This is a genomic window from Mycobacterium sp. 94-17 (genome assembly GCF_035617725.1).
Lineage (GTDB): Bacteria > Actinomycetota > Actinomycetes > Mycobacteriales > Mycobacteriaceae > Mycobacterium.
This window is the reverse complement of the sequence record NZ_JAPIYN010000004.1, coordinates 184431-210463: the sequence shown is the minus strand read 5'-3', so window position 1 is coordinate 210463 and position 26033 is coordinate 184431. Positions and strand designations below refer to the sequence as shown.

The following is a 26033-nucleotide window of genomic DNA, read 5'->3' as shown; positions in this document are numbered from 1 at the left end:
CCCTCGAAGGTAGGAACGGTCTACCGGTTCGGCAAGGCGTGTTCGACGATGGGCAGCCGGGCCTGCGGCTGTCGCACCCCACGCTTGGCCGACAGATACACCTGCGCCGTCTTGTCGGCCACCGTCCCCCAATCGAAATCGGACGTGAGTCGCTTGCGGGCGGCGTGGGCGCGCCGCTGCGCGGCCTGCGGGTCGTCGAGCACGGTGCGCACGGCTGCCGCCAGCCGGGCCACGTCGCGAGGCGGGCATGACACACCGGTCCGGCCGTTGATCACCGCTTCGCCCAGGCCGCCGATGTCCGACGTCACCAGGGGGGTCCCGGCCGCGGCGGCCTCCAGCGCCACGATGCCGAACGGCTCGTAGTGGCTGGGCAGCACCGCGGCGTCGGCGCGGTGCAGGGCGGCCAACAGCTCGGCGTGTTCGAGGTGCCCGACGAAGCGGATTGCCTTGAGCACCCGGTGTTTACGGGCCTGCTCGGCCAGCCAGCCCTGCTGGGTGCCCTCGCCGGCGATGGTCAGCGTGGTGCCGGGGTGGCTACGCCTGATCCGCGGCAGCGCGGCGATCGCGTCGTGCACACCCTTCTCGTACTCCAGCCGGCCCACGTAGAGGAGTTCGGCCGGCCCGGTGCGCGGCCGGCGCGCGGCGAAGGGCCAGCGCGCCGTCTGGATGCCGTTGCAGATCACCGTGGTCTCGGCCAGTCCGGGGCCGAACAGTTCGGTGATCTCGTCGGCCATCGACGCCGAACACGTGATCAGCGAGTCGGATTCGCGCACCAACCATGATTCGATCGCGTGCACCTGACGGCTGATCGCGCCGCTGACCCAGCCGGAATGGCGACCGGCTTCGGTGGCGTGGACAGTGGAAACCATTGGGGCATCGTAGAATTGGGCGAGTGCGATCGCGGGGTGGGCCACCAGCCAATCGTGGGCGTGCACGACGTCGGGTCGCCAGGCCCGGCTGGTGCCCGGCCTGGTCAGGGGCAGCCCGGCGCGAATCATGGAGTGGCCCATGGCGAGCGTCCACGCCATCATGTCGGTGCCGAAACTGAACTCGTGCGGGTCCTGGGCGGCCGCGATCACCCGGACGCCCTCGCTGATGTGATCGGACGACGGATGGCTGCGGGGATCGGTTCCGGTGGGACGTCGCGACAGCACGACGACGTCGTGACCTGCGGCCGCCAACGCGGTCGACAGGTGATGCACGTGCCGGCCCAGCCCGCCGATGACCACCGGCGGGTATTCCCACGACACCATCAGGATTTTCACGCCGCGGCCCGCCTCATCGCGGCAACCTGCGGGCATCGAGGGCGCCGAACAGGCCGTCGGCGCGGTTCCATCCCTCCGCCAGCCGCTGCGCGCTGTCGCGGCGCCCCGATGCCAGCGCGCCGGCGATCTCGCGGGTGGCATGCGCGTGCAGGTGTGCGCGGTAGCGTGCGTAGTCGGCGGCCGAATCCTTGCTGACCATGAACGGCCAGTCGCTGGACACCGTGAGCAGCGTTTCGCGCAGGATCTGGTCGGCGACGTGATCGCGAGGCAGGGGCCCGTCCAGCGACGCCGTCTGAGGCAGCGCCTTGTCGACGGTGCTCAGCGCCATGTCGACCACTTCGTTGTTCAGCGTGACCAGGTCGGCGACCTGGTCGCCGGCCCACACCTGCCAGTCCTTGCCCGAGCCCCATGAGCTGGGCGGCAGGGCGACCGGGTCCCCGACGAAGCCGTCGGCGATGGCGTCGTTGAGCGTGCCCACCCGAACGCCGGCCTCCGGCAACGCCCGCAGCACCCGCTCCAGCCACGTCGGGCCCTCGTACCACCAGTGACCGAACAGCTCGGTGTCGAACGCGGCGACCACATGGGCCGGTCGCCCGATGCGCTCGGACTCCGAGACCAGGCGGTTGCGGACGATGTCGACAAAGTCGGCGACGTGGGTGTCGACGGCGTGATCGGCGCGCTCGGGATCGTAGGGCGCCTTGTCCTCCGAGGACACGTGGCGGCCCGTCACCCTGGCCGGCTTGAGGCCGGTGAGGTGGTCGTAGGTGTGGAAGTCGCGATATGCCGCGTGCCCGGGATAGCCGGATTTCGGTGACCACACCCGGTAGCTGACCTGCAGATCGCGGCCGAACGCCACCACATCGGTGTCGCCGACCGGCCGGCCCAGCGCGGTGTCGCCGTGCAGCGACGGGCCGTCGACCATGAAGTGGGTGACGCCCGCGGCGGCGTAGTCGTGCTCCATGCCCGGCGCGTAGGCGCATTCGGGAGCCCAGATCCCGCCCGGTCCTCGTCGCCCCCCGAGGCGCGCCTGCGCGTCGGCCAGTCCCTCGCGCAGCGCGAACTCTCGCAGCCGCGGCGCCAACAGCGGCTGGAACGGATGGGCCAGCGGGCCGCCGAGCAACTCCACCGCGCCGGCGTCGAGCAGGCTGCGCAGCAGCGGGCTGCCGCCGTGCCGCCACAGGGTGCCGAAGTCGTCGAGCGCCCGCTGGGCCTCGGAGGATTCGCGAATCCCCAAGTCGCGCAAGGCTTCCGGTGTACATGATTGGTAGCCGGCCGACTTCGAGCGGGGGGCGGATCGCACGCTGGTGGCCTCCAGTGCGCGCAGCCGCCAGTTGGCCAGCCAGTGATGCATGCCGTCCAGGCAGTAGGGATCGTCGAGCTGCGCGTTCACCACCGGCGTGACGCCCAGCGTGAGCACGCCCCGGCGGTCTTCGCCGGCCAAGGTATTCAGCACCCGCATCAGCGGCAGGTAGGCCGCCGCCCAGGATTGATACAGCCATTCCTCGCCGACCGGCCAGCGGCCGTGATGGGCGAGCCAGGGCAGGTGGGTGTGCAAAACCAACGTGAAGAGGCCGGGAACCCGGGTCTGCGGCGCGCTCACGGGGCTACCGCGATCGCGATCAGGTCGAGGCTGTCGTCGATGTGGTGGCCGGCGCGCGCGCCCGCGCCGGCCTCGACCAGCTCGAAGTCGGCGGTGGTGACCGAGGCGACGTCGGCGGCCAGCTCGGGCGGCCACGGCGCCCCGGGGTCGGCGGCCATCGCGCGCTCAATCTGTGCGTCGATGATCGAGCCGCCGTGCCGGGCATCCATCTCACGCAGCCGCGGGCCGTGGAACAGGCCGCTGATCGAGACGTTCGAGAAGCCGCCGTCGACGAGCAGACGGGTCAGCTCGGCGGCGTTGAGCTCGCGGGTGTGGAAGGGGTTGATCGGGGTGTCGCGGCCCGGGGAGAAGGTGATCCGGTTGGGCGTCGACATCATCAACAGGCCCGCCGGCCGCAGCACCCGGGCGCATTCGACGACGAACTGTGTCTGGTCCCACAAATGTTCGATCACCTGGAAGTTGACCACAACGTCCACCGACGCGTCGGGCAGCGGCAGCTGCGCGAGGTTGGCCTGCATGACGTCCACCCGGGGGTACCGGCTGCGGACATGGGCCACCGCGGCATCGTCGTAGTCCACCGCGATGACGCGGCGGGCGACACCGGCGATCAGGTCGGCACCGTAGCCCTCGCCGCAGCCGGCCTCGAGGACGTCGGCGCCCACGCAGCGCTCGGCCAGCCGCTGGTAGACGACCTCGTGACGGCGAAACCAGTAATTCTCGATGTCCAGACCCGGGATGGTGCGCTCGCCCGTCAGCATCATCACGGCGTCTCCCGCCGACGCGGTGTCGCCGGGGGGCTGCTGGGGGACGTCAGGGACCAGTGCGCTCATTGCATAGGCAGGCTAACGCGAAGTGCGGGATTAGCGAACCGGGGCAGTGGGCCTGCGCATCTTCGGACGGGGGAGGAGCGGGCAATATGCCCTGAGCGACCAGCTATGGTGTGAAGGCACACCGCACAAAGTTACCGAGCAGTAACACCGCTGTGCGTTGCGAAAAACGCGTACCGAGGTCTCGCGGTCGATCGCTGCGGACCCCTTCGAGGAGGACGAACCACACTCATGACGAACATCGTGGTCCTGATAAAGCAGGTCCCAGACACCTGGTCGGAGCGCAAGCTGTCGGACGGCGACTGGACACTCGACCGCGAGGCCGCCGACGCGGTGCTGGACGAGATCAACGAGCGCGCCGTCGAAGAAGCCTTGCAGATCCGTGAGCGGGAGGGCGGCGAAGGCTCGGTGACCGTGCTGACCGCGGGCCCCGAGCGGGCCACCGAGGCCATCCGTAAGGCCCTGTCGATGGGCGCCGACAAGGCCGTCCACCTCAAGGACGACGGCCTGCACGGTTCCGACGTGGTGCAGACCGGATGGGCCCTGGCGCGCGCGCTGGGCGCCATCGAGGGCACCGAGCTGGTCATCGCCGGCAACGAGTCCACCGACGGCACCGGCGGCGCGGTGCCGGCCATCATCGCCGAGTACCTGGGCCTGCCCCAGCTCACCCACCTGCGCAAGCTCTCCATCGAGGACGGCAAGGTCACCGGCGAGCGCGAGACCGACGACGGTGTTTTCAGCCTCGAGGCAAGCCTGCCCGCGGTGGTCAGTGTCACCGAGAAGATCAACGAACCGCGCTTCCCGTCCTTCAAGGGCATCATGGCCGCCAAGAAGAAAGAGGTGACGGTGCTGACCCTGGCGGAGATCGGGGTCGAGAGCGACGAGGTCGGCCTGGGCAACGCCGGGTCCTCCGTGCTGTCGTCGACGCCGAAGCCGCCGAAGACCGCGGGTGAGAAGGTCACCGACGAGGGCGAGGGCGGCAGCGAGATCGCCAAGTACCTGGTTGCCCAGAAGATCATCTGACCCGATTCCGTTTAAGACGAGTCCCTTTTAAGACGAGAAGAGCGAGATAACCCATGGCTGAAGTACTGGTGCTCGTCGAGCACGCCGAAGGAGCGGTGAAGAAGGTCACCGCCGAATTGATCACCGCCGCCCGAGCTTTGGGCGAGCCGTCCGCCGTCGTCGTCGGCGCCCCCGGCACGGCCGCCCCCCTGGCCGACGGGCTGAAGGAAGCCGGCGCCGCCAAGATCTACGTCGCCGAGTCCGACGATGTCGACAAGTACCTGGTCACCCCGGTCGTCGACGTGCTGGCAGCGCTGGCCGAGTCGAACGCTCCGGCGGCGGTGCTGCTGGCCGCCAACGCCGACGGCAAGGAAATCGCCGGCCGGCTCGCGGCTCGCATTGGATCGGGTCTGCTGGTCGACGTGGTCGAGGTCAAGGAAGGCGCCAAGGCCATCCACTCCATCTTCGGTGGCGCGTTCACCGTCGAGGCCCAGGCCAACGGCGACACCCCGGTGATCACGCTCCGGGCCGGAGCCGTGGACGCGGAGCCGACCGCCGGCGCCGGCGAAGAGGTCAAGGTCGAGGTCCCGGCCCCCGCCGAGAACGCCACCAAGATCACCGCCCGCGAGCCCGCGGTCGCCGGTGACCGCCCGGAACTGACCGAGGCCACCATCGTCGTCTCCGGTGGTCGCGGTGTCGGCAGCGCGGAGAACTTCAGCGTTGTCGAGGAGCTGGCCGACTCGCTGGGTGCGGCCGTCGGTGCGTCGCGCGCGGCCGTCGACTCCGGCTACTACCCGGGCCAGTTCCAGGTGGGCCAGACCGGTAAGACAGTCTCGCCACAGCTCTACATCGCGCTGGGCATCTCCGGTGCCATCCAGCACCGCGCCGGCATGCAGACGTCCAAGACGATCATCGCGGTCAACAAGGACGAAGAGGCGCCCATCTTCGAGATCGCCGACTACGGCGTGGTCGGCGACCTGTTCAAGGTCGCCCCGCAGCTGACCGAGGCGATCAAGACGCGCAAGGGCTGAGTTTCTCGGTTGCACGAGCCCCGGCACCGCGAGGTGCCGGGGTTTTCGCGTTCGGGCCCGTCACGCCGGGGCTGTGTTCCCACCATGAACCGACCGCCGAATCCGCTAGCGCCCGCGCTAGCGGATTATGAAGTCGCACATGGGTTCTCGGACCCGGCCCTCAGCGCACGTCGGCCGCCGGCATCACGATGCGCCCTGCCCGAGCCGGCGCTGCTGTTCGACGACGTCGTCCAGATCTGTCTGGTCGGCGAAGCACCAGCGCCGCGCGCCGGCGTTCATCGGGCCTCCGGGGGCGCAGTCGCCGGTCCAGGTTGCGGCATGAGAGCCGCATACCCGAAATGGCGCGGCGATATCTCGTCATCTCACGTGCACCGACACGTCACAGCGGCGATGCCGACTAGCTCATCGACTACGCCACGTTGGGGGTCATGAGCATTGCTTCGGTCCTCATCCCCAGCGATACGCCCACCAGCACGACGACCACCCCCCGCTACTCGGTGTTGCTGTCCACCGACGCCGGCATGATCGAGGCGGCGCAGCGCCTCCGCTATGACGTCTTCACCAGCACACCCGGCTTCGCACTGCCGGCCGCCGGCCAGGTAGGGCGCGATGTCGACCGGTTCGACGAGCACTGCGACCACCTGCTGGTGCGCGACGACGACACCGGTGAGCTGGTCGGTTGCTACCGCATGCTGGCCCCGGCGGGGGCCATCGCGGCCGGCGGGCTCTACACCGCCACGGAGTTCGACATCCGCGCGCTCGACCCGCTGCGGCCGTCGCTGGTGGAGATGGGGCGCGCCGCGGTGCGCGACGGACATCGCAACGGCGCCGTCGTGCTGTTGATGTGGGCGGGCATCCTGGCCTATCTGGACCGATACGGCTACGACTACGTGGCTGGGTGCGTGTCGGTGCCCATCGCGGGCGAATCGGGCGAACAGGCGCCGGGCAGCCGGCTGCGCGGCGTCCGCGACTTCGTCCTGAGCCGGCACGGGGCAGCGCCGCAATACCGCGTGTATCCGCACCGGCCGGTGGTCGTCGACGGGACCGGAATCGACGACATCCCGCCGCCCGCGCGGCCGTCGGTTCCGCCGCTGATGCGCGGTTATCTGCGGCTGGGCGCCAAGGTGTGCGGCGAGCCCGCGCACGACCCGGCCTTCGGCGTCGGCGATTTCTGCGTCCTGCTGGACAAGGAGCATGCCGACACCCGATATCTCAAGCGGCTCCGATCGGTGTCCGCCGCTGCCGCGATGGCCGACGCGGGCCAACGGCGATGAACGCGCCCGCGGGCACCGCGCACTCCTGGCTGCCGCACGCATCATGCGACGCCGGCTGCGTGCGGGCCGGCAACGCGGCGTCGCGGCCGCTGCTGCGCGCGCTGCGGGTGACGCTTCGCCTCGGCCTGGCGCTGCTGTTGGCGCCGGGCCTGCCGCTGCTGGCGGTGCCGCTGCCGGGCCGCACCCGCGTGCAGCGCGTCTATTGCCGCCTGGTGCTGCGTTGTCTGGGTGTCCGAATCACCGTGACGGGTAACCCCATTCGCAACCTGAGCGGGGTGCTGGTGGTGAGCCCGCACATGTCCTGGCTCGACGTCTTCGCGATCGGTTCGGTGCTGCCCGGCTCGTTCGTCGCGCGAGCCGACATGTTCACCGGCCCGGCGACCGGGATCGTGGCCCGGCTGCTGAAGATCATCCCGATCGAGCGGTCCAGCCTGCGGCGCCTGCCCGGTGTGGTGGACGCCGTCGCCCGCCGGTTGCGGGCCGGGCACACGGTGGTGGCGTTCCCGGAGGGCACCACCTGGTGCGGCCAGTCCGGTGACGATGGCGCCCGGGGAGCGGGCGGAGGAGGAGGCGGACCATCCCACCGAGGTCGTGGCGCCTTCTACCCGGCGATGTTCCAGGCCGCCATCGACGCCGGCCGCCCGGTGCAGCCGCTGCGGCTGACCTACCACCACGTCGACGGCAGCCCATCGACGGCGCCTGCCTTCGTCGGCGACGAGACCCTGCTGAGCTCGGTCCGCCGAATGCTCGGCGTGCCGCGCACGCTGGCGCGGGTGCATGTGGAGTCGCTGCAGCTCCCCGGGACCGACCGGCGCGCCCTGGCCGGCCGGTGCCAGTCCGCGGTGGGTGCCGGGACCGCCCGTCGCGCTGGTCACGGGCACGTGCTGGTGGCCTGAGCAAACCGGCGGGCCGGTATCGTGGGTCGCGTCATGGTCTATTTGGATCACGCAGCCACCACCCCGACGCACCCCGCCGCCGTCGAGGCGATGACGGCCGTGCTCGGCACGGTCGGCAACGCATCCTCGCTGCACACCAGCGGTCGGGCGGCGCGGCGCCGCGTCGAGGAATCCCGGGAGCTGATCGCCGACAGGCTGGGCGCGCGCCCCTCGGAGGTCATCTTCACCGCCGGCGGCACCGAGAGCGACAACCTGGCGGTCAAGGGAATCTACTGGGCCCGCCGCGACTCCGAGCCGCGGCGCCGGCGCATCGTCGCCAGCGAGGTGGAACACCACGCCGTGCTGGACTCGGTGAACTGGCTCGTCGAGCACGAGGGCGCCGAGGTCACCTGGCTTCCGACCGCCGCCGACGGGTCGGTGTCGGCGGCGGCGCTGCGCGAGGTGCTCACGCGGCACGACGACGTCGCGCTGGTGTCGGTGATGTGGGCCAACAACGAGGTCGGCACCGTCATGCCGGTCGCCGAACTCGCCGCCGTCGCGGCCGAATTCGCTGTCCCGATGCACAGCGACGCCGTCCAGGCCGTGGGCCAGCTGCCGGTCGACTTCGCCGCCAGTGGGTTGTCGGCGATGAGCTTGGCCGCGCACAAGTTCGGCGGGCCACCCGCCGTGGGGGCGCTGCTGCTGCGCCGCGATGTCGCGTGCGTGCCGCTGGCACACGGAGGCGGCCAGGAGCGTGACATCCGTTCGGGCACCGCCGATGTCGCCGGTGCGGTCGGAATGGCCGCGGCGGCCCGGATCTCGGTCGACGGGCTGGAGTGCAACAGCATCCGGCTGCGGGCACTGCGCGACCGGCTGGTCGACGGGGTGTTGGCCGGCATCGAGGACGTCAGTCTCAACGGGGCCCGCGATCCGCTGCGCCTTCCCGGCAACGCGCACTTCACGTTCCGTGGCTGCGAGGGCGATGCGCTGCTGATGTTGTTGGACGCCAACGGAATCGAGTGCTCGACCGGATCGGCCTGCACCGCCGGTGTCGCGCAGCCCTCGCACGTGCTGATCGCGATGGGTGCCGACCCGGCCAGCGCCCGCGGTTCTCTGCGACTTTCCTTGGGGCACAACAGTGTCGATGCAGACGTCGACGCCGTGCTGCGGGTGCTGCCCGGGGCGGTGGACCGCGCCCGGCGCGCCGCGCTGGCCGCCGCGGGGGCATCCTCGTGAAAGTGCTTGCCGCCATGAGCGGTGGCGTCGACTCGTCGGTTGCCGCCGCCCGGATGGTCGACGCCGGACATGACGTGGTCGGCGTGCACCTGGCGCTGTCCAGCGCGCCGGGCACGCTGCGCACCGGCTCGCGCGGCTGCTGCTCGAAGGAAGACGCCTCCGACGCGCGACGCGTCGCGGATGTGCTCGGAATCCCGTTCTACGTATGGGATTTCGCGGAGCGATTCAAGGCGGACGTCATCGACGAATTCGTGTCGTCCTATGCGCGCGGCGAGACCCCAAACCCGTGTGTGGTCTGCAATCAGAAGATCAAGTTCTCGGCGCTGTCCGCGAAGGCCGTTGCGCTCGGATTCGACGCGGTGGCCACCGGGCACTACGCCCGGCTGCGCGACGGCCGGTTGCGCCGCGCCGTCGATCACGACAAGGATCAGTCCTACGTGCTGGCCGTCTTGAGCGCCGAGCAGTTGCGCCACGCGGCGTTTCCGATCGGGGACACCCCCAAGCCGCAGATCCGGGCCGAAGCCGCCCGGCGCGGGCTGACCGTCGCCGACAAGCCGGACAGTCACGACATCTGCTTCATCCCCTCGGGTAACACCCGGGCCTTCCTGGGCGAGCGCATCGGGGTGCGCCGCGGGTCCGTGGTCAATGCGGACGGCACGGTGCTCGCCGAGCACGACGGCGTGCACGGGTTCACCGTCGGCCAGCGCAAGGGGCTCGGCATCGCCGGGCCGGGGCCGGACGGCGCCCCGCGCTACGTGACCGCGATCGACGCGGAGACCTCCACTGTCCGGGTGGGCGCGGCGGCCGATCTCGCGATACGCGAAATCAGCGGGCGCGCACCGATTTTCACCTCGGGTATACCGCCGGCCGGTCCGCTGGAGTGCGCCGTTCAGGTGCGCGCGCACGGCGAAACCGCGGATGCGGTGGCTGAGCTGGTCGACGACGAGCTCGTGGTGCGGCTGCGCGCCCCGATGCGCGGCGTGGCCCGCGGCCAGACGCTGGCGCTCTATCGGCCCGACGCCGACGGTGACGAGGTGCTCGGTAGCGCCACCATCGCCGCCACCAGCCGCTGAGTCCGGCTACCGCGGCATGTTCCCGGAAATGTTCGTCATCACGATGTCGGACACCGACTGGGCGAAGCCGCAGGAGGTGACCTCCAGCATGGCCACCGACAGGATCCGGTAGTCGCGGCCGCACGCACCGGGCCGCAGGTGCAGGGAGGAGGCATCGGCGTTCCAGTCGCCGACGTAGAGCTCGCCGCCCGAGCCGCTCGCGCAGTCGCCGACGGTGCTCACCAAGGCGCCGAAGGCCCGCCGCGCGGTGTCGGCGTCGCGATAGGCCGCGGCGCCCTCGGAGATCAGCGCGCCATCGGGAGGGTCCTGAAACGTCGTCTTGTGAAACGCCTCGAGATCGCGCCCGAACGTCGCCGTCTCGGCGTAGACGAACCGGCACTCGCGCGGCGCGGTATCGGCCAGCGCGTCGATGTCCACCGGGCTGGTGCCGTCCATCGAGGGAATGATGGTCAGATGCTCGCCGGCGCCGGTGATCGCCCGCATCCGGGACTGGTCCAGCAAAATCGTGTCGACGTCGACGCCCTGCACCACCTTGTGGCCCGCGCCGAATCCGGCCACGGCCGCGCCGTCCACCACCCGCGTGCACGCCGCCACCAGCGCGACCACCGCACACGACACCGGTAGCCACGCCGATTTCGCCTTCTGCGCCACGTTTTCGCACCCCTTTGGCGTTGAACCTACCCGCGCTCCGCGCGCCGTGCAGGGCCCTGCCGGCCCGCGGCTGATGCGACGTCGAATACGGTTGTCCGGTGAGCGTTTTCACCCATCCTTTTGCCAATGCCAGCGGTGTCGGATCGTGGCCCGGCGTCGCCGCGCGCGCAGCCGCCGAAGTCGTCGTGGGTGAACTCGCGGGCGCACTCGCGCACATCGTCGAGCTGCCCGCGCGCGGGGTGGGTGCCGACATGCTCGGCCGGGCCGGCGCGCTGCTGGTCGACGTGGCCATCGACACGGTGCCGCGGGGCTACCGGCTTGCCGCCCGGCCCGGGGCCGTCACGCGTCGCGCCGTCAGCCTGCTCGACGAGGACATGGACGCGCTCGAAGAGGCCTGGGAAGCCGCCGGCCTGCGCAACGACGGCCGGGTGGTGAAGGTGCAGGCGCCGGGCCCGATCACGCTGGCGGCCGAGGTCGAGCTGGCCAACGGCCACCGGGCGATCACCGACCCCGGGGCGCTGCGCGACCTGGCGGCGTCGCTGGCCGAGGGCGTGTCGGCGCATCGCGCTGGGCTGGCCCGCCGGCTGGAGGCCGACGTGGTGGTGCAGTTCGACGAGCCGTCGCTGCCCCGGGCCCTGGGCGGCGGCCTGCGCGGGGTGACCGCGCTGAGCCCGGTGGCGCCGATCGACGAGGAGGTGGCCGCCGGGCTGCTCGACGCCTGCGCCCGAACCGTGGGCGGTGCGGTGCTGGTGCACTGCTGTGCCCCCGACCTGCCATGGAATCTGTTGCAGCGCAGCGTGTGTCAAGCTATCTCGGTGGACGCCGGGGCGCTGCGCGCGGCGGACCTGGACGGCGTCGCCGCGTTCGTGGAGTCCGGCCGGACGGTCGCGCTGGGGGTGGTCGCGGGCACCGCCCCGCCGCGCCGCCCGTCGGCGGAGGAGGTGGCCGCCGCGGTGGTCGCGGTCACCGATCGCCTCGGTTTCGCCCGCACGGCGCTGCGCGACCGCATCGGTGTCACGCCCGCGTGCGGTCTGGCCGGCGCGACGCCGCAGTGGGCGCGCACCGCCATCGAGCTCGCCTGCAAGGCGGCGGAGCTGTTTGCGGAGGATCCGGACGCGATCGAATAGGCAACCAGGAGGTTTGCCTTACCCAGTCACCGGCGAATGCGGAATTAGCGATGCGCGTAAGCCGACGCGCTGAACAGCACCCTCGGACCCGCGACCGACCATGCCGCCCAATGGCACCTTGGACACCGTCGCGCCGGGTGAGGGCGTTGCGGCGGCCCATCCACCTGGCATGGCGCCACTGTTGAAAGCCTGCAGCGGAGTGACCGACGAAACTGTTGCCGCCCAACTCGGGGGGACGGACAGGGTGCTGAGCGAAGTGGCCTGGCCCACGCTCGCCGACGTGCTGTGGCCCAATCCCGCGACGGGTTCAAGATTTCCCAGACCGGTCGCAGCGCCCGCGCCGCCCATGTTCGCTATTCCTCCGCTACCCTCGGCCCCCAAGATTGAGCCGGCGCCCGCTTCATCCAGCGCTAATCCCTGGTAGTCCAGATCGAGGCCGTAGAGGTCAATGCCGATTCCACCGCCGTCGGCGATCAGACCCGCGCCGTCGGCACCGTACCCGGCCGCCTCGGACGCCAGGCTGGCAGTGGCTGCGTCCGCCGCGGGTGCGCCGGCCAGGGTTGAGGCTAATCCTGAGGCCGCGCCCGCACCGGTGCTCGCGCCTTTTGTAGCACCCTTGCCCGAGGCGCCGGTCAGACCCGACAGTGAACTGAACGGAGCGGAGGCTCCCGACGATCCCAGCGACGCTCCCATGTCCATCGCCGCCGGAGACAGGCTGCCGCTCGACGATGAGCCGGGGGTAGAGAGCCCTTGCAAAGTTTGAGGCACCGAGGAGAGCCACTGCGTCGTCGATGTCTGTGCGCTACTGGCGGATTGAGCTTCTCCGTGGCTGACGCAGCCGATCTGGCCGCCAACGCCGGCCGCATTGGTCGCCTGCGGCGGCCGCGGCAGGGGAGAATACGTCGAGGCCGAAGCTGAAGCGGCCGCGTAGCTGTACATTGCAGTGGCGTCCTGGGCCCACATCTCGGCGTACTCGCCCTCGGTGGTCATGATGGCCGACGTGTTCTGCCCGAAGATGTTGGATTTGATCAACGCCAGAAGCAGAGCGCGATTGGCCGCGATCACCGGAGGGGGAACCGTCATCGCGTATGCGGTTTCGAAGGCTGAAGCCGCGGCAGCAGTCTGCGCGGCGGTCTGCCCACAATGTTCAGCGGTCGCCGTCATCCATGCGATGTAGGGGGTCACTGCGGCCGCCATCGACATTGACGCTGGGCCCAACCAGGACTCGTCCGTCAAGCTCGTGATCACGGTCTGATAGCTGTTGGCGGCGTCAGTCAGCTCGGCGGCCAGCGACTCCCATCCGGTGGCCGCGGCGAGCAAAGTCGCGGGTCCCGGCCCTGAATAGATGCGACCGGAGTTGATTTCTGGTGGTAACGCGCCAAAATCCATGTGTGTAGTCCAATCCGTTAAGTCTTTGGTCTGGCCTTGGCGATGCTGTGGCATCGAGGTCACGTTGGCGACGCAGCGCACAACGTTTGTTCAGGACGATGTGCTGAATAGGTGAAGTGTTTAAGGCAATGAGCGCCAGCGACATGGACGTTCGCGAGAGCGCGGGTTTGAGTGACGGACCAAGTCCCAAGACAGCGTGGATGAATCAGCGCCGCTGGTAGGACGTGGAAGCTACTACCGGCTAACGTGAAGCTGGCGAAATGGTGCCATGTGCGGACGAGCCGCCAACTCAATCAGCAACGGGCGACGCAGAATCGAATCAGACTATCGTGCACGACAGAGCCGGACGCGGGCGGGCGTGCGGGCGTGTCGAACCGCTGCTGAGGGCAAGCGTTTCCAACCAGCGGTGGCGTTGCAGACCCGGACGATCGCGGCGTGGAAAGCGCCAAAGTGGTTGCCCGATCGCGCTTTAATCCGAAATTTCCGAACGCCTTGTCGTCGTTCACGGTGGACGCGCCCCCAAGTCGGCGGACGGGGAAGGCCGCGCTGTGTACCTGCGTGGGGGCCGCCTCCGGACTGGCTGATGCGGACGTCTCTACCTGCGACCGCGGCGAGTTTGCTGCCATGTCGGCGTGTGCAGCCGCGCAACCAAGGACAGCAGCGACGAGAGCCAGCGCAGCAACGATGGCCCACGCAGATCGTCGTTGTAACCAACGTGATCGCATACTCAGTCCGAAACCCACAGTGCCCCAAACGTTACCAGTTAGCCGTCGTTTGCCGCCGAGCCGCACCGCTCAAAGGCACGATTCCAATGCGCTAGGAAAACACCAAGGTGTGGTCGTCCGCCACGGTAAGCAGGGCTTCAGTGTTGGCATTACGCGTCAGCGTCAGCACGATTGAGCCGACATAACCCAGCGCTAGCCGACCATACCGGCCATTGTTGCCCTGTGCAGCGGCCGGCCATCAAGTAGGCTGTCAGGATCGTTCAGATCCCGATGCGGCCGGTTTCGCGTCGGTGCCCTCGGATAGCCTGCCAAGGTGAGCGCAGCAGAAGCTGATTCGGTATTTCCCGAGGTTCGCCGGCAGTGGCAGGACCTGGCCGAGGAGGTCCGCGAGCACCAGTTCCGCTACTACATCAAGGATGCTCCGATCATCTCGGACGCGGACTTCGACGCGATGTTCAACGAGCTTCTCGCGCTCGAGGAGCGTCACCCCGAGCTCCGGGTGGCGGATTCCCCGACACAGCTGGTCGGCGGGGCGGGTTTCGCCACCGAGTTCGCCGAGGCGCAGCACCTGGAACGGATGCTGAGCCTCGACGACGTCTTCGATCGGGACGAGCTGGTGGCCTGGAACAACCGCGTCGAGAACGAGGTCGGCACCGACCCGCATTACCTGTGCGAACTCAAGATCGACGGGGTGGCGCTGTCGCTGGTGTATCGCGACGGACGCCTGGAACGCGCCGCGACGCGCGGCGACGGCCGGGTCGGCGAGGACGTGACGCTCAACGCGCGCACCATCGACGACGTCCCCGAGCGGCTGGCCGGAGGCAAGGACTTCCCGGTACCCGCCCTGCTCGAGGTGCGCGGCGAGGTGTTCTTCCTGCTCTCCGACTTCGAGGCGCTCAACGCCAGCCTGGTCGAGGACGGCAAGGCGCCGTTCGCCAACCCGCGCAACAGCGCCGCGGGGTCGTTGCGCCAGAAGAACCCGGCCGTCACCGCCCGGCGCAAACTGCGGATGATCTGCCACGGCATCGGCCGCACCGAGGGGTTCGCACCGAAGACTCAGCACGAGGCCTACACCGCGCTGAGCGCCTGGGGGCTTCCGGTGGCCGAACAGACCGCGCGCGTACGCGGCCTGGCCGCTGTGGAGGAGCGGATCGCCTACTGGGGCGAGCACCGCTACGAGCTCGAGCACGAAATCGACGGCGTGGTAGTAAAAGTCGACGACGTGACGCTGCAGCGCCGGCTCGGGGCCACCTCCCGCGCGCCGCGGTGGGCCGTCGCCTACAAGTACCCGCCGCAGGAGGCGCAGACCAAGCTGCTCGACATCCGCGTCAACGTCGGCCGCACCGGGCGGGTCACCCCGTTCGCGTTCATGACGCCGGTCAAGGTGGCCGGGTCGACGGTGGGGCTGGCCACCCTGCACAACGCCGCCGAGGTGAAACGCAAGGGCGTATTGATCGGCGACACCGTGATGATCCGCAAGGCCGGCGACGTGATCCCGGAGGTGCTCGGTCCCGTCGTCGACCTGCGCGACGGCTCCGAACGCGAATTCGTCATGCCCACCACGTGTCCCGAATGCGGCACCACGCTGGCGCCCGCCAAGGAGGGCGACGCCGACATCCGCTGCCCCAATGCCCGGTCGTGCCCGGCGCAGTTGCGAGAGCGGGTATTTCACGTCGCCGGCCGCGGTGCGTTCGACATCGAGGGGCTCGGTTACGAGGCGGCCACCGCGCTGCTGAAGGCAGGCGTGATCGCCGACGAGGGCGACGTGTTCACGCTCACCGAGGACGACCTGCTGCGCACCGAGCTGTTCCGGACCAAGGCCGGCACCCTGTCGGCCAACGGCAAACGGCTGCTGGACAACCTGGACAAGGCGAAGAAGGTGGCATTGTGGCGCGTGCTGGTGGCGTTGTCGATCCGGCACGTCGGGCCGACGGCCGCGCGCGCCCTGGCGACCGAATTCGGCGATCTCGACTCGATCATGTCGGCGTCGACCGAGCGGCTGGCCGCGGTGGAAGGCGTCGGCCCCACGATCGCCGCGGCGCTCACCGAATGGTTCACCGTCGACTGGCATCGCGCGATCGTCGACAAGTGGCGCGCGGCGGGCGTGCGGATGGCCGACGAGCGCGACACCAGCGTGCGGCGCACGCTGGAAGGACTGACGGTGGTGGTCACGGGGTCGCTCACCGGTTTTTCCCGCGACGACGCGAAGGAGGCGATCCTGACGCGCGGGGGCAAGGCCGCCGGCTCGGTGTCGAAGAAGACCGACTATGTCGTGGCCGGCGATTCGCCGGGCTCCAAGTACGACAAGGCGATCGAGCTGGGGGTGCCCGTCCTGGACGAGGACGGCTTCCGCACGCTGCTCGCCGAGGGCCCGCCCGAAACCCCGGCGGAATGAGCCAATGAGCGGTCGCTACGGTGATTCCACCCGCAGCCTCAAAGCCGTTGACACTGACGCGGTTTCGGGACAGCCGGTGGCGCCGCAGGCGGTGCTGGCCGCGACCTATCATCTGTCCGGCGACGAAACCGATGGCGTGGACAACTATGGCCGCAACTCCAATCCGGCCTGGCGGCAACTGGAGTCGGCGCTTGCCGCGCTGGAGGGAGCCGTCGGCGCGCTGGTGTTCGGCTCCGGGATGGCGGCCATCAGTGCCGTCTTGTGCGCAGTGGCCGCGCCGGGATCGACCGTGGTGATACCGGCCGACGGCTATTACCAGGTGCGCCGTTACGCCCGCGAAGACCTGGTGCCCGGCGGTGTGACGGTCATCGAGGCGTCGAGCACGCAGATCTATGACGCCGCCGCGACCGCGGACGTGGTGCTGGCGGAGACGCCGACCAATCCGGGGCTGGACGTGATCGATCTGCACCGGCTGGCCAACGTCTGCCACGATCGGGAAGCGCGCCTGGTGGTCGACAACACCGCCGCCACGCCGCTGGGGCAGCAGCCGCTGTCGCTGGGCGCCGACGCGGTAGTGGCCAGCGCCACCAAGGCCCTCTCCGGTCACGGCGACCTGCTGGCCGGCTACGTCGCCGCCAACCAGCCCGAGCTGCTCGCCGCGGTGGAGCGGCACCGTCTGCTCGCCGGCGCGATCCTCGGCGGGTTCGAGGCGTGGCTTCTGTTGCGCAGCCTCGGAACTGCCGGACTGCGCTTCGAGCGCCAATGCCAGAACGCCCGCGCGGTGGCGACGCTGCTGGCCCGTCACCCGGCGGTGCGCGCGGTGCGCTACCCCGGGTTGGCCGAGCACCCGGCGCATTCGGTGGCGATGGCCCAGATGCGCCGCTTCGGATCGCTGGTCTCGGTCGAACTGGCCGACGCCGCCGCGGTGCACGCGCTGGTGCACCGCAGCGAACTGCTGATCGCCTCCACCAGTTTCGGGGGCCTGCACACCTCGGTGGACCGCCGGGCGCGCTGGGGAGATCCGGTCGCCGACGGCTTCGCGCGCATCTCGCTGGGTATCGAAGACACCGATGACCTGCTCGCCGACATCGAACGCGCCCTGATGGCCGCGCGCTGACGAATCGCCGGGTCAGCTGCACCGAAATTGGTCCGCATCGCCGCCGCGGATCTATGGTGGGCGCTATGACCCAGACGGCCGACGAGTGCGAGCAGGCCTCGGCGTGGTCGCCGCGTGAGGCCGAGATACTCGCGGTGACCTTGCGGTTGCTGCAGGAACACGGATATGACCAGTTGACGGTGGACGCGGTGGCCGCTGCCGCTCACGCCAGCAAGGCCACCGTGTACCGGCGCTGGCCGTCGAAAGCCGAACTGGTGCTGGCCGCCTTCATCGAGGGCGTGCGCCAGGTGGCCGTCCCGCCCAATACCGGTACGTTGCGTGGCGACCTGCTGGCCCTGGGGGAGAAGGTCAGCGAGCAGGTCGGCAAGCACGCCAGCACCATTCGCGCCGTGCTGTTCGAGGTGTCCCGGCACCCGGCGCTCAACGATGCGCTGCAGCACCAATTCCTGGACCGGCGCCGGGAATTGATCGAGCACGTGCTGCAGCAGGCGGTCGATCGTGGCGAGATCAGTGCCGACGCCATCTCCGACGAACTCTGGGACCTGCTGCCCGGCTACCTCATCTTCCGGTCGATCGTGCCCACTCGGCCGCCCACCCGTCACACCGTGCGGGCGCTGGTCGACGGGTTCCTCATCCCCGGCCTGACCAGGACCAGCCGGTGAGCACCGCGGGCGCCGAGGGGGCCGGGCTCCGATCGGCGAGAGATCCGCGGGCCTCACTTGTGCAGTACGGTCCCGTACCGTACTGTCATACCTGTCGATCCCGCTGATGACGTTGGCGGCCGCCCTCGCCTAGGGCGTCACCCAGTCACCCGAATTCGAAAGGCTAACGGGTGAAACGTTTTTCGTTAACGTCGCTGGTCAAGCGAGGGTGGATCGTGCTGGTCTTCGTCGTGGTGCTCGGTGTCGCCGGGTTGTGCGTGTATCGGCTGCACGGGGTCTTCGGCTCCCACAACAACACGTCGGCCGCCGGCGGCATCTCCGACCAGACCGAACCGTTCAGCCCCAAGCGCATCACCCTCGAGGTGTTCGGCAACCCGGGCACGGTGGCGACCATCAACTACGTGGACATCAACGTCCAGCCGCGGCAGGTGCTCAATGCGGCCCTGCCGTGGTCGTTGACCATGGTGACGACGCAGCCCGGAGCCTTGAGCAACCTTGTGGCACAGGGCAACAGCGATTCGCTCGGTTGCCGCATCACGGTGGACGGTGACGTCAAGGACGAAAGGATCGTCAACCAGGTGAATGCCTACACCTTCTGTCTGGTGAAGTCCGCATGACCGACGATCACGCCTCCAGGCCCGTTGTCGCACAAACCATTCGCCGGCTTTCGGTGCCCATCCTGCTGGTGTGGGTGGGGCTGGCCGCCATCTCCAACATCGCGGTACCGAACCTGGAGGATGTGGCCAAAGCGCACAACGTATCCCTGAACACCCCGGCCGCGCCGTCGTTTCAGGCGATGCAGCACATCGGCAAGGTGTTTCACGAATTCGATTCCGACAGTGCGGCGATGATCGTCTTGGAAGGCGACAAGCGGCTGGGCGACGACGCCCACCGGTTCTATGACGCCTTGGTCCGCAAGCTCGAGCACGACACCAAACACGTGGAGCACGTTCAGAACTTCTGGGGCGACCCGCTGACCGCGGCGGGCTCGCAAAGCAAAGACGGCAAGGCCGCTTACGTCCAGGTCTATCTCGCAGGCAATCAGGGCGACGCGTTGGCCAACGCGTCGGTCGACGCGATCCGCAACATCGTGGACCAGACGCCGCCCCCGCCGGGGGTCAAGGCCTATGTGACCGGCGCGGCACCGCTGGTCACGGATCAGTTCGAGGTGGGCAGCAAAGGCATCTTCAAGGTCACCGTGGTCACGGTGCTGGTGATCTTGGCCATGCTGTTGTGGGTTTACCGTTCCGTCACGGCGGTTTTCGTGCTGGTCACGGTGATCGTCGAAATGGCCGCCGCCAGGGGCATCGTCGCATTCCTGGGCAGCGTCGGGTTGATCGGGCTGTCCACGTACGCGACGAATCTGCTCACGCTGCTCGTCATCGCCGCAGGCACCGACTACGCGATCTTCTTCGTCGGCCGTTACCACGAGGCGCGACACGAGGGGCAGGACCGCGAAACCGCCTTCTACACCATGTATCGCGGGACCACCCATGTCGTGTTGGGGTCGGGACTGACCGTCGTCGGCGCGGTGCTCTGCCTGCGCTTCGCCCGACTCAATTACTTTCAGAGTCTTGGCATTCCGGCCGCCATCGGAGTGGGCGTCGCGTTGGCGGCGGCACTCACCCTGGCCCCGGCGGTGATCACGGTGGGCACCCTGTTCGGGCTGTTCGATCCGAAGCGCCAGATGGCGACCCGGGGATGGCGGCGCATCGGCACGGCAATCGTCCGCTGGCCGGGGCCGATACTCGTGGTGGCGATCGGGATCGCCCTCATCGGACTGCTCGCCCTGCCCGGCTACCAGACCAACTACGACGCTCGCACCTACATGCCGGCCAGCGCCCCGGCCAACGTCGGGTATGCGGCCGCCGAGCGACATTTTTCGCAAGCCCGGCTCAACCCCGAGTTGCTGATGATCGAAACCGACCACGACATGCGCAATCCGGCCGACATGATCAATTTGGAACGGGTGGCGAAGGCGATCGCGCACCTGCCCGGCATCGCGCAAGTCCAGTCGATGACCAGGCCGCTGGGGACGCCCCTCGAACACACCTCGCTGGCCTTCCAGATCAGCGCGGGCAGCATCGGCAGCATCGAAAACCTGCATTACCAGAAAGAACGGGCGCAGGATCTGCTCAAGCAGGCCGACAACCTGAAAGACACGATCGGCATTCTGAACCGGCAATACGGTCTGCAGAAGCAGCTGGCCGCCTCGACGCACGACGAGACCCAAAGCTTCCACGATACGATCGCCATCATCGACGACCTGCGGGACAAGATCGCGGATTTCGATGATTTCTTCAGGCCGATCCGCAGTTATTTCTACTGGGAGAAGCACTGCTTCGACATTCCGGCCTGTTTCGCGTTCAGATCCATCTTCGACGCGCTCGACGGTATCGATCAGCTCAGCGCGCAGTTCGAAAAGCTCACCGCGAGCCTGGACAAGCTGGATGCGGGCCAGCAGAAGCTGGTGACCCTGCTGCCACCTCAGATCGCCGACCAGGAGAAGAACCTCGGCCTGACGCTGTCCAGCTACGCGACGAATCTCGGGATCAACGCTCAGACGCAAGCCAATACCGACACCGCGACCGCCCTCGGCCAGGCCTACGACGCCGCGAAGAACGACGATTCCTTCTACCTGCCGCCCGAGGCTTTCAGCAACCCCGAGTTCAAAAGGGGACTGAAACTGTTCCTCTCGCCGGACGGCAAGGCCGCGCGCATGATCATCTCCCACGAGGGGGATCCCGCTACCCCCGAAGGCATCTCGCACATCGACCCGATCAGGAACGCGGCCAAACAGGCGGTGAAGAACACCCCGCTGGGAGACTCCAACATCTATATCGCCGGCACGGCCGCCACCTACAAGGACATCGCCGAGGGCGCCAAATACGACCTCCTGATCGCAGGAATCGCCGCGCTGAGCCTGATCCTGCTCATCATGGTGGTCATCACCCGAAGCATGGTCGCCGCGATCGTCATCGTCGGCACGGTGGCACTTTCGCTGGGTGCCTCGTTCGGCCTTTCCGTGCTGGTGTGGCAGGACATCCTGGGAATCAAGCTGTACTGGATCTGCCTGGCGCTGTCCGTCATCATCCTGCTCGCGGTGGGATCCGACTACAACCTGCTGCTGATCTCCCGGTTCAAGGAGGAGATTCACGCCGGATTGAACACCGGCATCATCCGGGCCATGGCGGGCAGCGGGGCGGTGGTGACCTCCGCAGGCCTGGTGTTCGCCTTCACCATGGCCTCCTTCGTCTCCGCCTCGCTGTTGGTGCTGGGGCAGATCGGGACGACGATCGCCCTGGGACTGCTGTTCGACACCTTGATCGTGCGGTCGTTCATGACGCCGTCGGTCGCGGCGCTGCTCGGACGCTGGTTCTGGTGGCCCCAGCGGGTGCGCCCCCGGCCGGCCAGCGCGATGCTGCGGCCCTACGGCCCACGAACGGCGGTTCGTCAGCTGTTGCTCTGGGAAGACGGAGACCCCGCGGTGGCGCCCGAAACACCCTCAGCTGCAAGCTATTCGCATCGCTAGTCGTTCGGCGAGGCGTTCGACAAAGGAGTGAACGAAGTTGGGCTTGTTTGGGTATCTGGCGGTGTTCGCCGGCGTGGCCGAATTGGTGTTAGCCGCCTTTGTCTTCGCTTACGTGAAGCGCCTCCTGAGCCGCCCCACGACGCCGACCAGCGAGGAAGTCGGTGGCAGCAGAAGAGCTTTGAGCAAACTGCGCAAGGGTGAGCCGATGTCTGCGGAAGAACTGGATTGCGCGGTGCAAACCATCACCGAACGTAGCTCGTTGATGGCCTTCTCGATCCCGGCCGCCGTCTTCACCATCGGATGTTTCATCGTGTTCAGCACTCTCGAGCTGCACGGGATCAGATCGCTGCGGATCTATATCGGGTTGTTCCCGATGCTGGGATCCATCAACTTGACCATTCAGCTACTCCGGGTCGTTGCCTTGAAACGGCGTCTGCGGGAAGTCGGCGTGCCTACTTCGAGTAGGATTTGAGTTGTTGCGCTGCAACATAATTCGGATTTACGGCTGAGTCAGCGGAGCATGGTGGCGACGATCCCGGCGAGGTAGCCCAGCCGGGCCACCTCCGAGGGCCGGAATTCCGGACCGGGACGGCCGAGCACCACCGCGGTATGCGGGTCGCCCAGCGGGGCCGCGACCATCGTCACGTCCATGTCGCGCCACGCCTTGGGCACCCACTCGGCGCTGCCGTCGAGCGCCGCGGCGCGCTCCAGCGGCAGCCACGGCGCCGAGTCGGCCTTGGTTTCCGGGGCGCCCGGGCTGCCGGCCAGGCGTTCCAGCTCGCCGCCCGAGCCGCGCAGCACCGTGCACCAACTGACGCGTAGGACCTTGGGCGCCTCGTCGGCGAGAACCTGCAGTCGTGCCGCATTGCCGTCGGCCGCCGCGACGTGGTCGAGCAGCTCGAGCTCACGATGCGCCTCCAGCAGGCCGGTGTGGGGGCGCACGCTGTCCACCCGGACACCGGACAGGGACTCGGCGGCAGTGATCAGCGCGTCCGGCATCGCCCCCGGCGGCAGTTCGATCACCAGGTCGTCGGTCGCGTATCCCGCGCTGCGCTCCACGACATCGAGTGACAAGATGTCGGCTCCCACCGATCCGAGCACCACCGCCAGCGACCCCAGGCTGCCCGGCCGGTCGACGAGCTCGATGCGTAACAGATAAGAGGGCACGGCCAACACTGTCGCACAAGCATGTGTCGACGGCATTTCGGCTTCGTCGGGCCGCGTGATCGGCGACGGGCGTGCAGCGGGCAACACGCTCGCGACTAGTCTTTGCAGTCGTGTCCCAGATCTCCCGTGACGAGGTAGCGCACCTGGCCCGGCTGTCCCGGCTGGCGTTGACCGACGTCGAGCTCGACGGCTTCGCCGGCCAGCTCGACGCTATCCTTGCCCACGTCAGCCAGGTGCAGGCCGTCGATGTCACCGGCGTCGAGGCGACCGGTAACCCGCTCAAGGACGTCAACGTCACCCGCCCGGACGAGCCGGCGCCGTGCTTGACGCAGGCCGAGGCGCTGGCGGAGGCGCCCGCCGCCGTCGACGGCCGATTCGCGACGCCGCAGATCCTCGGGGACAGCGAGTGAACGAGATCATCCGGTCCGACGCCGCCACGCTGGCCGCCCGGATCGCCGCCAAAGAGGTGTCGTCGGTCGAAGTCACCCAGGCGTGCCTGGACCAGATCGCCGCGACCGACGACCGCTACCACGCGTTCCTGCACGTGGCGGCCGACGAGGCGCTCGCCGCGGCCGCTGTGGTCGACGAGGCGGTAGCGGCGGGCGAACGGCTGCCGTCGCCGCTGGCCGGGGTGCCGCTGGCGCTCAAGGACGTCTTCACCACCGTCGACATGCCCACCACCTGCGGGTCCAAGATCCTCGAGGGCTGGCGCTCACCGTACGACGCCACCGTCACCACGCGGCTGCGCGCGGGGGGCATCCCGATCCTGGGCAAGACCAACATGGACGAGTTCGCGATGGGCAGTTCCACCGAGAACTCCGCCTACGGCCCGACCCGAAATCCGTGGGACGTCAAGCGCGTGCCCGGCGGCTCCGGGGGTGGCAGCGCCGCCGCGCTGGCCGCGTTCCAGGCCCCGCTGGCGATCGGGTCCGACACCGGGGGCTCCATCCGGCAGCCCGCCGCGCTCACCGCGACGGTGGGCGTCAAGCCGACCTACGGCACGGTGTCGCGGTACGGCCTGGTGGCGTGCGCATCGTCCCTGGACCAGGGCGGCCCATGCGCGCGCACGGTGCTGGACACCGCGCTGCTGCATCGGGTTATCGCCGGACATGACTCCCGCGACTCCACCTCCGTCGACGCGGCGGTGCCCGACGTCGTCGCTGCCGCGAGGGCCGGCGCGGGCGGTGACCTCAAGGGCGTGCGCGTCGGAGTGGTCAAGCAGCTGCGCGGCGAGGGCTACCAGCCCGGCGTGCTGAGCGCGTTCGAGGCCGCGGTCGAGCGGCTGACCTCCCTGGGCGCCGAGGTCAGTGAGGTCGACTGCCCGCACTTCGAGTACGCGCTGGGCGCCTATTACCTGATCCTGCCGTCGGAGGTGTCGAGCAACCTGGCCCGCTTCGACGCGATGCGCTACGGGCTGCGGGTCGGCGACGACGGCAGCCACAGCGCCGAGGAAGTGATGGCACTGACGCGGGCTGCGGGTTTCGGGCCGGAGGTCAAGCGGCGCATCATGATCGGCACCTACGCGCTGTCGGCCGGCTACTACGACGCCTATTACAACCAGGCCCAGAAGGTGCGCACCCTGATCGCGCGCGACCTGGACGAGGCCTATCGCTCGGTGGACGTGGTGGTGTCGCCCGCGACCCCGACGACGGCGTTCCGGCTGGGTGAGAAGGTCGACGATCCGCTGGCGATGTACCTGTTCGATCTGTGCACGCTGCCGCTGAATCTGGCGGGCCACTGCGGCATGTCGGTGCCCGCCGGTCCGTCGCCGGACGACGGCCTGCCGGTCGGCCTGCAGATCATGGCGCCCGCACTGGCCGACGACCGGCTCTACCGCGTGGGCGCCGCCTACGAGACGGCCCGCGGGCCGCTGCCGTCGGCGATCTAGGGCCGCCCGCTTCTGGTCCCGTGCGAATTCGCGCCTGCTCGCGCCACGGAGGCGCCGCCCCAGGCAAGATGAGGGGATGCGTATCGGAGTGCTCACCGGAGGCGGCGACTGCCCCGGTCTCAACGCGGTCATCCGGGCAGTGGTGCGAACGTGCGACTCCCGCTACGGCTCGTCGGTGGTCGGATTCCAGGACGGCTGGCGCGGCTTGCTGGAGAACCGGCGCGTCCAGCTGCACAACGACGACCGCAACGACCGCCTGCTGGCCAAGGGCGGGACGATGCTGGGCACCGCCCGGGTGAACCCCGACAAGCTGCGGGCCGGGCTGGACCAGGTCAAGCAGACCCTCGACGACAACGGCATCGATGTGCTGATCCCCATCGGCGGGGAGGGCACCCTGACGGCCGCGCACTGGCTCTCGGAGGAGAACGTGCCCGTTGTCGGGGTGCCGAAGACCATCGACAACGACATCGATTGCACCGACGTGACTTTCGGCCACGACACCGCGCTGACCGTCGCCACCGACGCCATCGATCGGCTGCACAGCACCGCCGAATCGCACCAGCGGGTGATGCTGGTGGAGGTGATGGGCCGGCACGCCGGCTGGATCGCGTTGAACGCGGGCCTGGCTTCGGGTGCGCACATGACGCTGATCCCCGAGCAGCCCTTCGACGTCGAAGAGGTCTGCCGGCTCGTCAAAAGGCGCTTCCAGCGCGGGGATTCGCACTTCATCTGCGTGGTCGCCGAGGGTGCCAAGCCCATCCCCGGGTCGATTGCGTTGCGGGAAGGCGGGATTGACGAATTCGGCCACGAGAAGTTCACCGGGGTGGCCGCCCAGCTCGGCGCCGAAGTGGAGAAGCGGATCAACAAAGACGTCCGGGTGACGGTGTTGGGTCATGTCCAGCGGGGCGGTACCCCGACGGCCTACGACCGGGTGCTGGCCACCCGATTCGGGGTGAATGCGGCCGACGCGGCGCATGCCGGGGAGTACGGCCAGATGGTGTCGCTGCGTGGGCAGGACATCGGCCGGGTGGCTCTGGCGGACGCGGTGCGCCAGCTCAAGCTGGTGCCGGAAAGCCGCTACGACGACGCCGCCGCTTTCTTCGGTTAGCGACGTCGGGCGGCCGCGCTCGCGATCACCACTGTGCGGGATGGTGCTGACCCGCTTCGCCCGGCTCCGCCGCGCTCGCGATCACCACT

The 26033-nt window shown here is 68.9% G+C and carries 22 protein-coding genes; 16 read left to right on the top strand and 6 right to left on the bottom strand.

The window, feature by feature from the left end; translation table 11 throughout:
- Positions 1 to 20: 20 nt before the first annotated feature.
- Genes OQ789_RS07270 through OQ789_RS07260 form a run of 3 tightly spaced genes read right to left on the bottom strand, consistent with a single transcriptional unit; the run spans position 21 to position 3695 of the window.
- Positions 21 to 1265 (bottom strand): glycosyltransferase family 4 protein, encoded by a 1245-nt coding sequence (locus tag OQ789_RS07270; RefSeq protein ID WP_324684544.1) that lies wholly within the window; start codon positions 1263 to 1265, stop codon positions 21 to 23.
- Positions 1266 to 1278: 13 nt separating this feature from the next.
- A complete protein-coding gene (locus tag OQ789_RS07265; protein ID WP_324684542.1) occupies positions 1279 to 2865 on the bottom strand; it encodes a glycoside hydrolase family 57 protein in 1587 nt (528 codons plus the stop codon).
- Positions 2862 to 3695, bottom strand: coding sequence for a class I SAM-dependent methyltransferase (locus tag OQ789_RS07260; protein ID WP_324684540.1), 834 nt, complete (start codon positions 3693 to 3695; stop codon positions 2862 to 2864). Before OQ789_RS07260 ends, OQ789_RS07265 begins: the two co-directional genes overlap by 4 nt.
- A 228-nt stretch (positions 3696 to 3923) precedes the next feature.
- Between OQ789_RS07260 and OQ789_RS07255 the strand changes: the two genes are divergently transcribed.
- The 6 genes from OQ789_RS07255 to mnmA all read left to right on the top strand — a co-directional run bounded on the left by OQ789_RS07255 (position 3924) and on the right by mnmA (position 10183).
- Entirely contained in the window at positions 3924 to 4715 is a 792-nt protein-coding gene (locus OQ789_RS07255; RefSeq protein ID WP_324684538.1) for an electron transfer flavoprotein subunit beta/FixA family protein, read from the top strand.
- Between the two features lie 53 nt (positions 4716 to 4768).
- Positions 4769 to 5725 (top strand): electron transfer flavoprotein subunit alpha/FixB family protein, encoded by a 957-nt coding sequence (locus tag OQ789_RS07250; RefSeq protein WP_324684536.1) that lies wholly within the window; start codon positions 4769 to 4771, stop codon positions 5723 to 5725.
- A 428-nt stretch (positions 5726 to 6153) separates the two neighbouring features.
- Positions 6154 to 6999 carry a GNAT family N-acetyltransferase gene (locus tag OQ789_RS07245; RefSeq protein WP_324684534.1) on the top strand — a complete coding sequence of 282 codons (846 nt, stop codon included), beginning with the start codon at positions 6154 to 6156 and terminating at the stop codon, positions 6997 to 6999.
- Positions 6996 to 7895, top strand: coding sequence for a lysophospholipid acyltransferase family protein (locus OQ789_RS07240; RefSeq protein ID WP_324684532.1), 900 nt, complete (start codon positions 6996 to 6998; stop codon positions 7893 to 7895). The genes OQ789_RS07245 and OQ789_RS07240 overlap by 4 nt, the downstream gene beginning before the upstream one ends.
- A 33-nt stretch (positions 7896 to 7928) precedes the next feature.
- Positions 7929 to 9110, top strand: coding sequence for a cysteine desulfurase family protein (locus tag OQ789_RS07235; protein WP_324684531.1), 1182 nt, complete (start codon positions 7929 to 7931; stop codon positions 9108 to 9110).
- Complete coding sequence (gene mnmA, locus OQ789_RS07230; RefSeq protein WP_324684529.1) at positions 9107 to 10183, top strand: tRNA 2-thiouridine(34) synthase MnmA; 1077 nt, start codon at positions 9107 to 9109, stop codon at positions 10181 to 10183. Before OQ789_RS07235 ends, mnmA begins: the two co-directional genes overlap by 4 nt.
- 6 nt (positions 10184 to 10189) lie before the next feature.
- Here the strand turns inward: mnmA and OQ789_RS07225 are convergent, their stop codons facing one another.
- A complete protein-coding gene (locus OQ789_RS07225) occupies positions 10190 to 10834 on the bottom strand; it encodes a sensor domain-containing protein (RefSeq protein WP_324684528.1) in 645 nt (214 codons plus the stop codon).
- Positions 10835 to 10932: 98 nt separating this feature from the next.
- Between OQ789_RS07225 and OQ789_RS07220 the strand changes: the two genes are divergently transcribed.
- Entirely contained in the window at positions 10933 to 11961 is a 1029-nt protein-coding gene (locus OQ789_RS07220; RefSeq protein WP_324684527.1) for a methionine synthase, read from the top strand.
- 18 nt (positions 11962 to 11979) lie between these two features.
- Here OQ789_RS07220 and OQ789_RS07215 read toward each other — a convergent pair whose 3' ends face one another.
- Positions 11980 to 13350 (bottom strand): PPE family protein, encoded by a 1371-nt coding sequence (locus OQ789_RS07215; RefSeq protein WP_324684688.1) that lies wholly within the window; start codon positions 13348 to 13350, stop codon positions 11980 to 11982.
- Between the two features lie 1038 nt (positions 13351 to 14388).
- Between OQ789_RS07215 and ligA the strand changes: the two genes are divergently transcribed.
- The 6 genes from ligA (at position 14389) to OQ789_RS07185 (ending at position 22253) form a co-directional block, all read left to right on the top strand.
- Positions 14389 to 16470, top strand: a complete 2082-nt coding sequence (gene ligA / locus OQ789_RS07210; protein WP_324684525.1) for an NAD-dependent DNA ligase LigA — start codon at positions 14389 to 14391, stop codon at positions 16468 to 16470.
- A gap of 4 nt (positions 16471 to 16474) precedes the next feature.
- Positions 16475 to 17587: a cystathionine gamma-lyase gene (locus OQ789_RS07205; RefSeq protein WP_324684523.1), complete on the top strand. Its 1113-nt coding sequence runs from the start codon at positions 16475 to 16477 to the stop codon at positions 17585 to 17587.
- A gap of 53 nt (positions 17588 to 17640) precedes the next feature.
- Positions 17641 to 18249, top strand: coding sequence for a TetR/AcrR family transcriptional regulator (locus OQ789_RS07200; RefSeq protein ID WP_324684522.1), 609 nt, complete (start codon positions 17641 to 17643; stop codon positions 18247 to 18249).
- A 170-nt stretch (positions 18250 to 18419) separates the two neighbouring features.
- Complete coding sequence (locus OQ789_RS07195) at positions 18420 to 18866, top strand: MmpS family transport accessory protein (RefSeq protein WP_324684521.1); 447 nt, start codon at positions 18420 to 18422, stop codon at positions 18864 to 18866.
- Entirely contained in the window at positions 18863 to 21781 is a 2919-nt protein-coding gene (locus OQ789_RS07190) for an MMPL family transporter (RefSeq protein WP_324684520.1), read from the top strand. Before OQ789_RS07195 ends, OQ789_RS07190 begins: the two co-directional genes overlap by 4 nt.
- A 37-nt stretch (positions 21782 to 21818) precedes the next feature.
- The gene (locus OQ789_RS07185; RefSeq protein ID WP_324684519.1) at positions 21819 to 22253 is read left to right on the top strand and encodes a hypothetical protein; all 435 of its coding nucleotides are present in this window, start codon (positions 21819 to 21821) and stop codon (positions 22251 to 22253) included.
- A 38-nt stretch (positions 22254 to 22291) separates the two neighbouring features.
- On the opposite strand, the gene OQ789_RS07180 is transcribed toward OQ789_RS07185, so the two are convergent.
- On the bottom strand, positions 22292 to 22948 hold the full coding sequence (locus OQ789_RS07180) for an amino acid-binding protein (protein ID WP_324684518.1): 657 nt from the start codon (positions 22946 to 22948) through the stop codon (positions 22292 to 22294).
- A gap of 110 nt (positions 22949 to 23058) precedes the next feature.
- Here OQ789_RS07180 and gatC point away from each other — a divergent pair, with 110 nt between their 5' ends.
- The 3 genes from gatC to OQ789_RS07165 all read left to right on the top strand — a co-directional run bounded on the left by gatC (position 23059) and on the right by OQ789_RS07165 (position 25944).
- Entirely contained in the window at positions 23059 to 23358 is a 300-nt protein-coding gene (gene gatC / locus OQ789_RS07175; protein ID WP_324684517.1) for an Asp-tRNA(Asn)/Glu-tRNA(Gln) amidotransferase subunit GatC, read from the top strand.
- Positions 23355 to 24836, top strand: coding sequence for an Asp-tRNA(Asn)/Glu-tRNA(Gln) amidotransferase subunit GatA (gene gatA / locus OQ789_RS07170; protein ID WP_324684515.1), 1482 nt, complete (start codon positions 23355 to 23357; stop codon positions 24834 to 24836). Before gatC ends, gatA begins: the two co-directional genes overlap by 4 nt.
- A gap of 76 nt (positions 24837 to 24912) precedes the next feature.
- Complete coding sequence (locus tag OQ789_RS07165; protein ID WP_324684513.1) at positions 24913 to 25944, top strand: ATP-dependent 6-phosphofructokinase; 1032 nt, start codon at positions 24913 to 24915, stop codon at positions 25942 to 25944.
- The last annotated feature ends 89 nt before the right edge of the window (positions 25945 to 26033 follow it).

Coding starts and splice junctions, on each gene's coding strand:
- OQ789_RS07190 (WP_324684520.1), top strand. CDS start 18,863: ATGACCGACGATCACGCCTCCAGGCCCGTTGTCGCACAAACCATTCGC.
- OQ789_RS07205 (WP_324684523.1), top strand. CDS start 16,475: ATGAGCGGTCGCTACGGTGATTCCACCCGCAGCCTCAAAGCCGTTGAC.
- OQ789_RS07255 (WP_324684538.1), top strand. CDS start 3,924: ATGACGAACATCGTGGTCCTGATAAAGCAGGTCCCAGACACCTGGTCG.
- OQ789_RS07245 (WP_324684534.1), top strand. CDS start 6,154: ATGAGCATTGCTTCGGTCCTCATCCCCAGCGATACGCCCACCAGCACG.
- OQ789_RS07250 (WP_324684536.1), top strand. CDS start 4,769: ATGGCTGAAGTACTGGTGCTCGTCGAGCACGCCGAAGGAGCGGTGAAG.
- OQ789_RS07240 (WP_324684532.1), top strand. CDS start 6,996: ATGAACGCGCCCGCGGGCACCGCGCACTCCTGGCTGCCGCACGCATCA.
- OQ789_RS07215 (WP_324684688.1), bottom strand. CDS start 13,350: ATGGATTTTGGCGCGTTACCACCAGAAATCAACTCCGGTCGCATCTAT.
- OQ789_RS07260 (WP_324684540.1), bottom strand. CDS start 3,695: ATGAGCGCACTGGTCCCTGACGTCCCCCAGCAGCCCCCCGGCGACACC.
- OQ789_RS07200 (WP_324684522.1), top strand. CDS start 17,641: ATGGTGGGCGCTATGACCCAGACGGCCGACGAGTGCGAGCAGGCCTCG.
- OQ789_RS07235 (WP_324684531.1), top strand. CDS start 7,929: ATGGTCTATTTGGATCACGCAGCCACCACCCCGACGCACCCCGCCGCC.
- OQ789_RS07165 (WP_324684513.1), top strand. CDS start 24,913: ATGCGTATCGGAGTGCTCACCGGAGGCGGCGACTGCCCCGGTCTCAAC.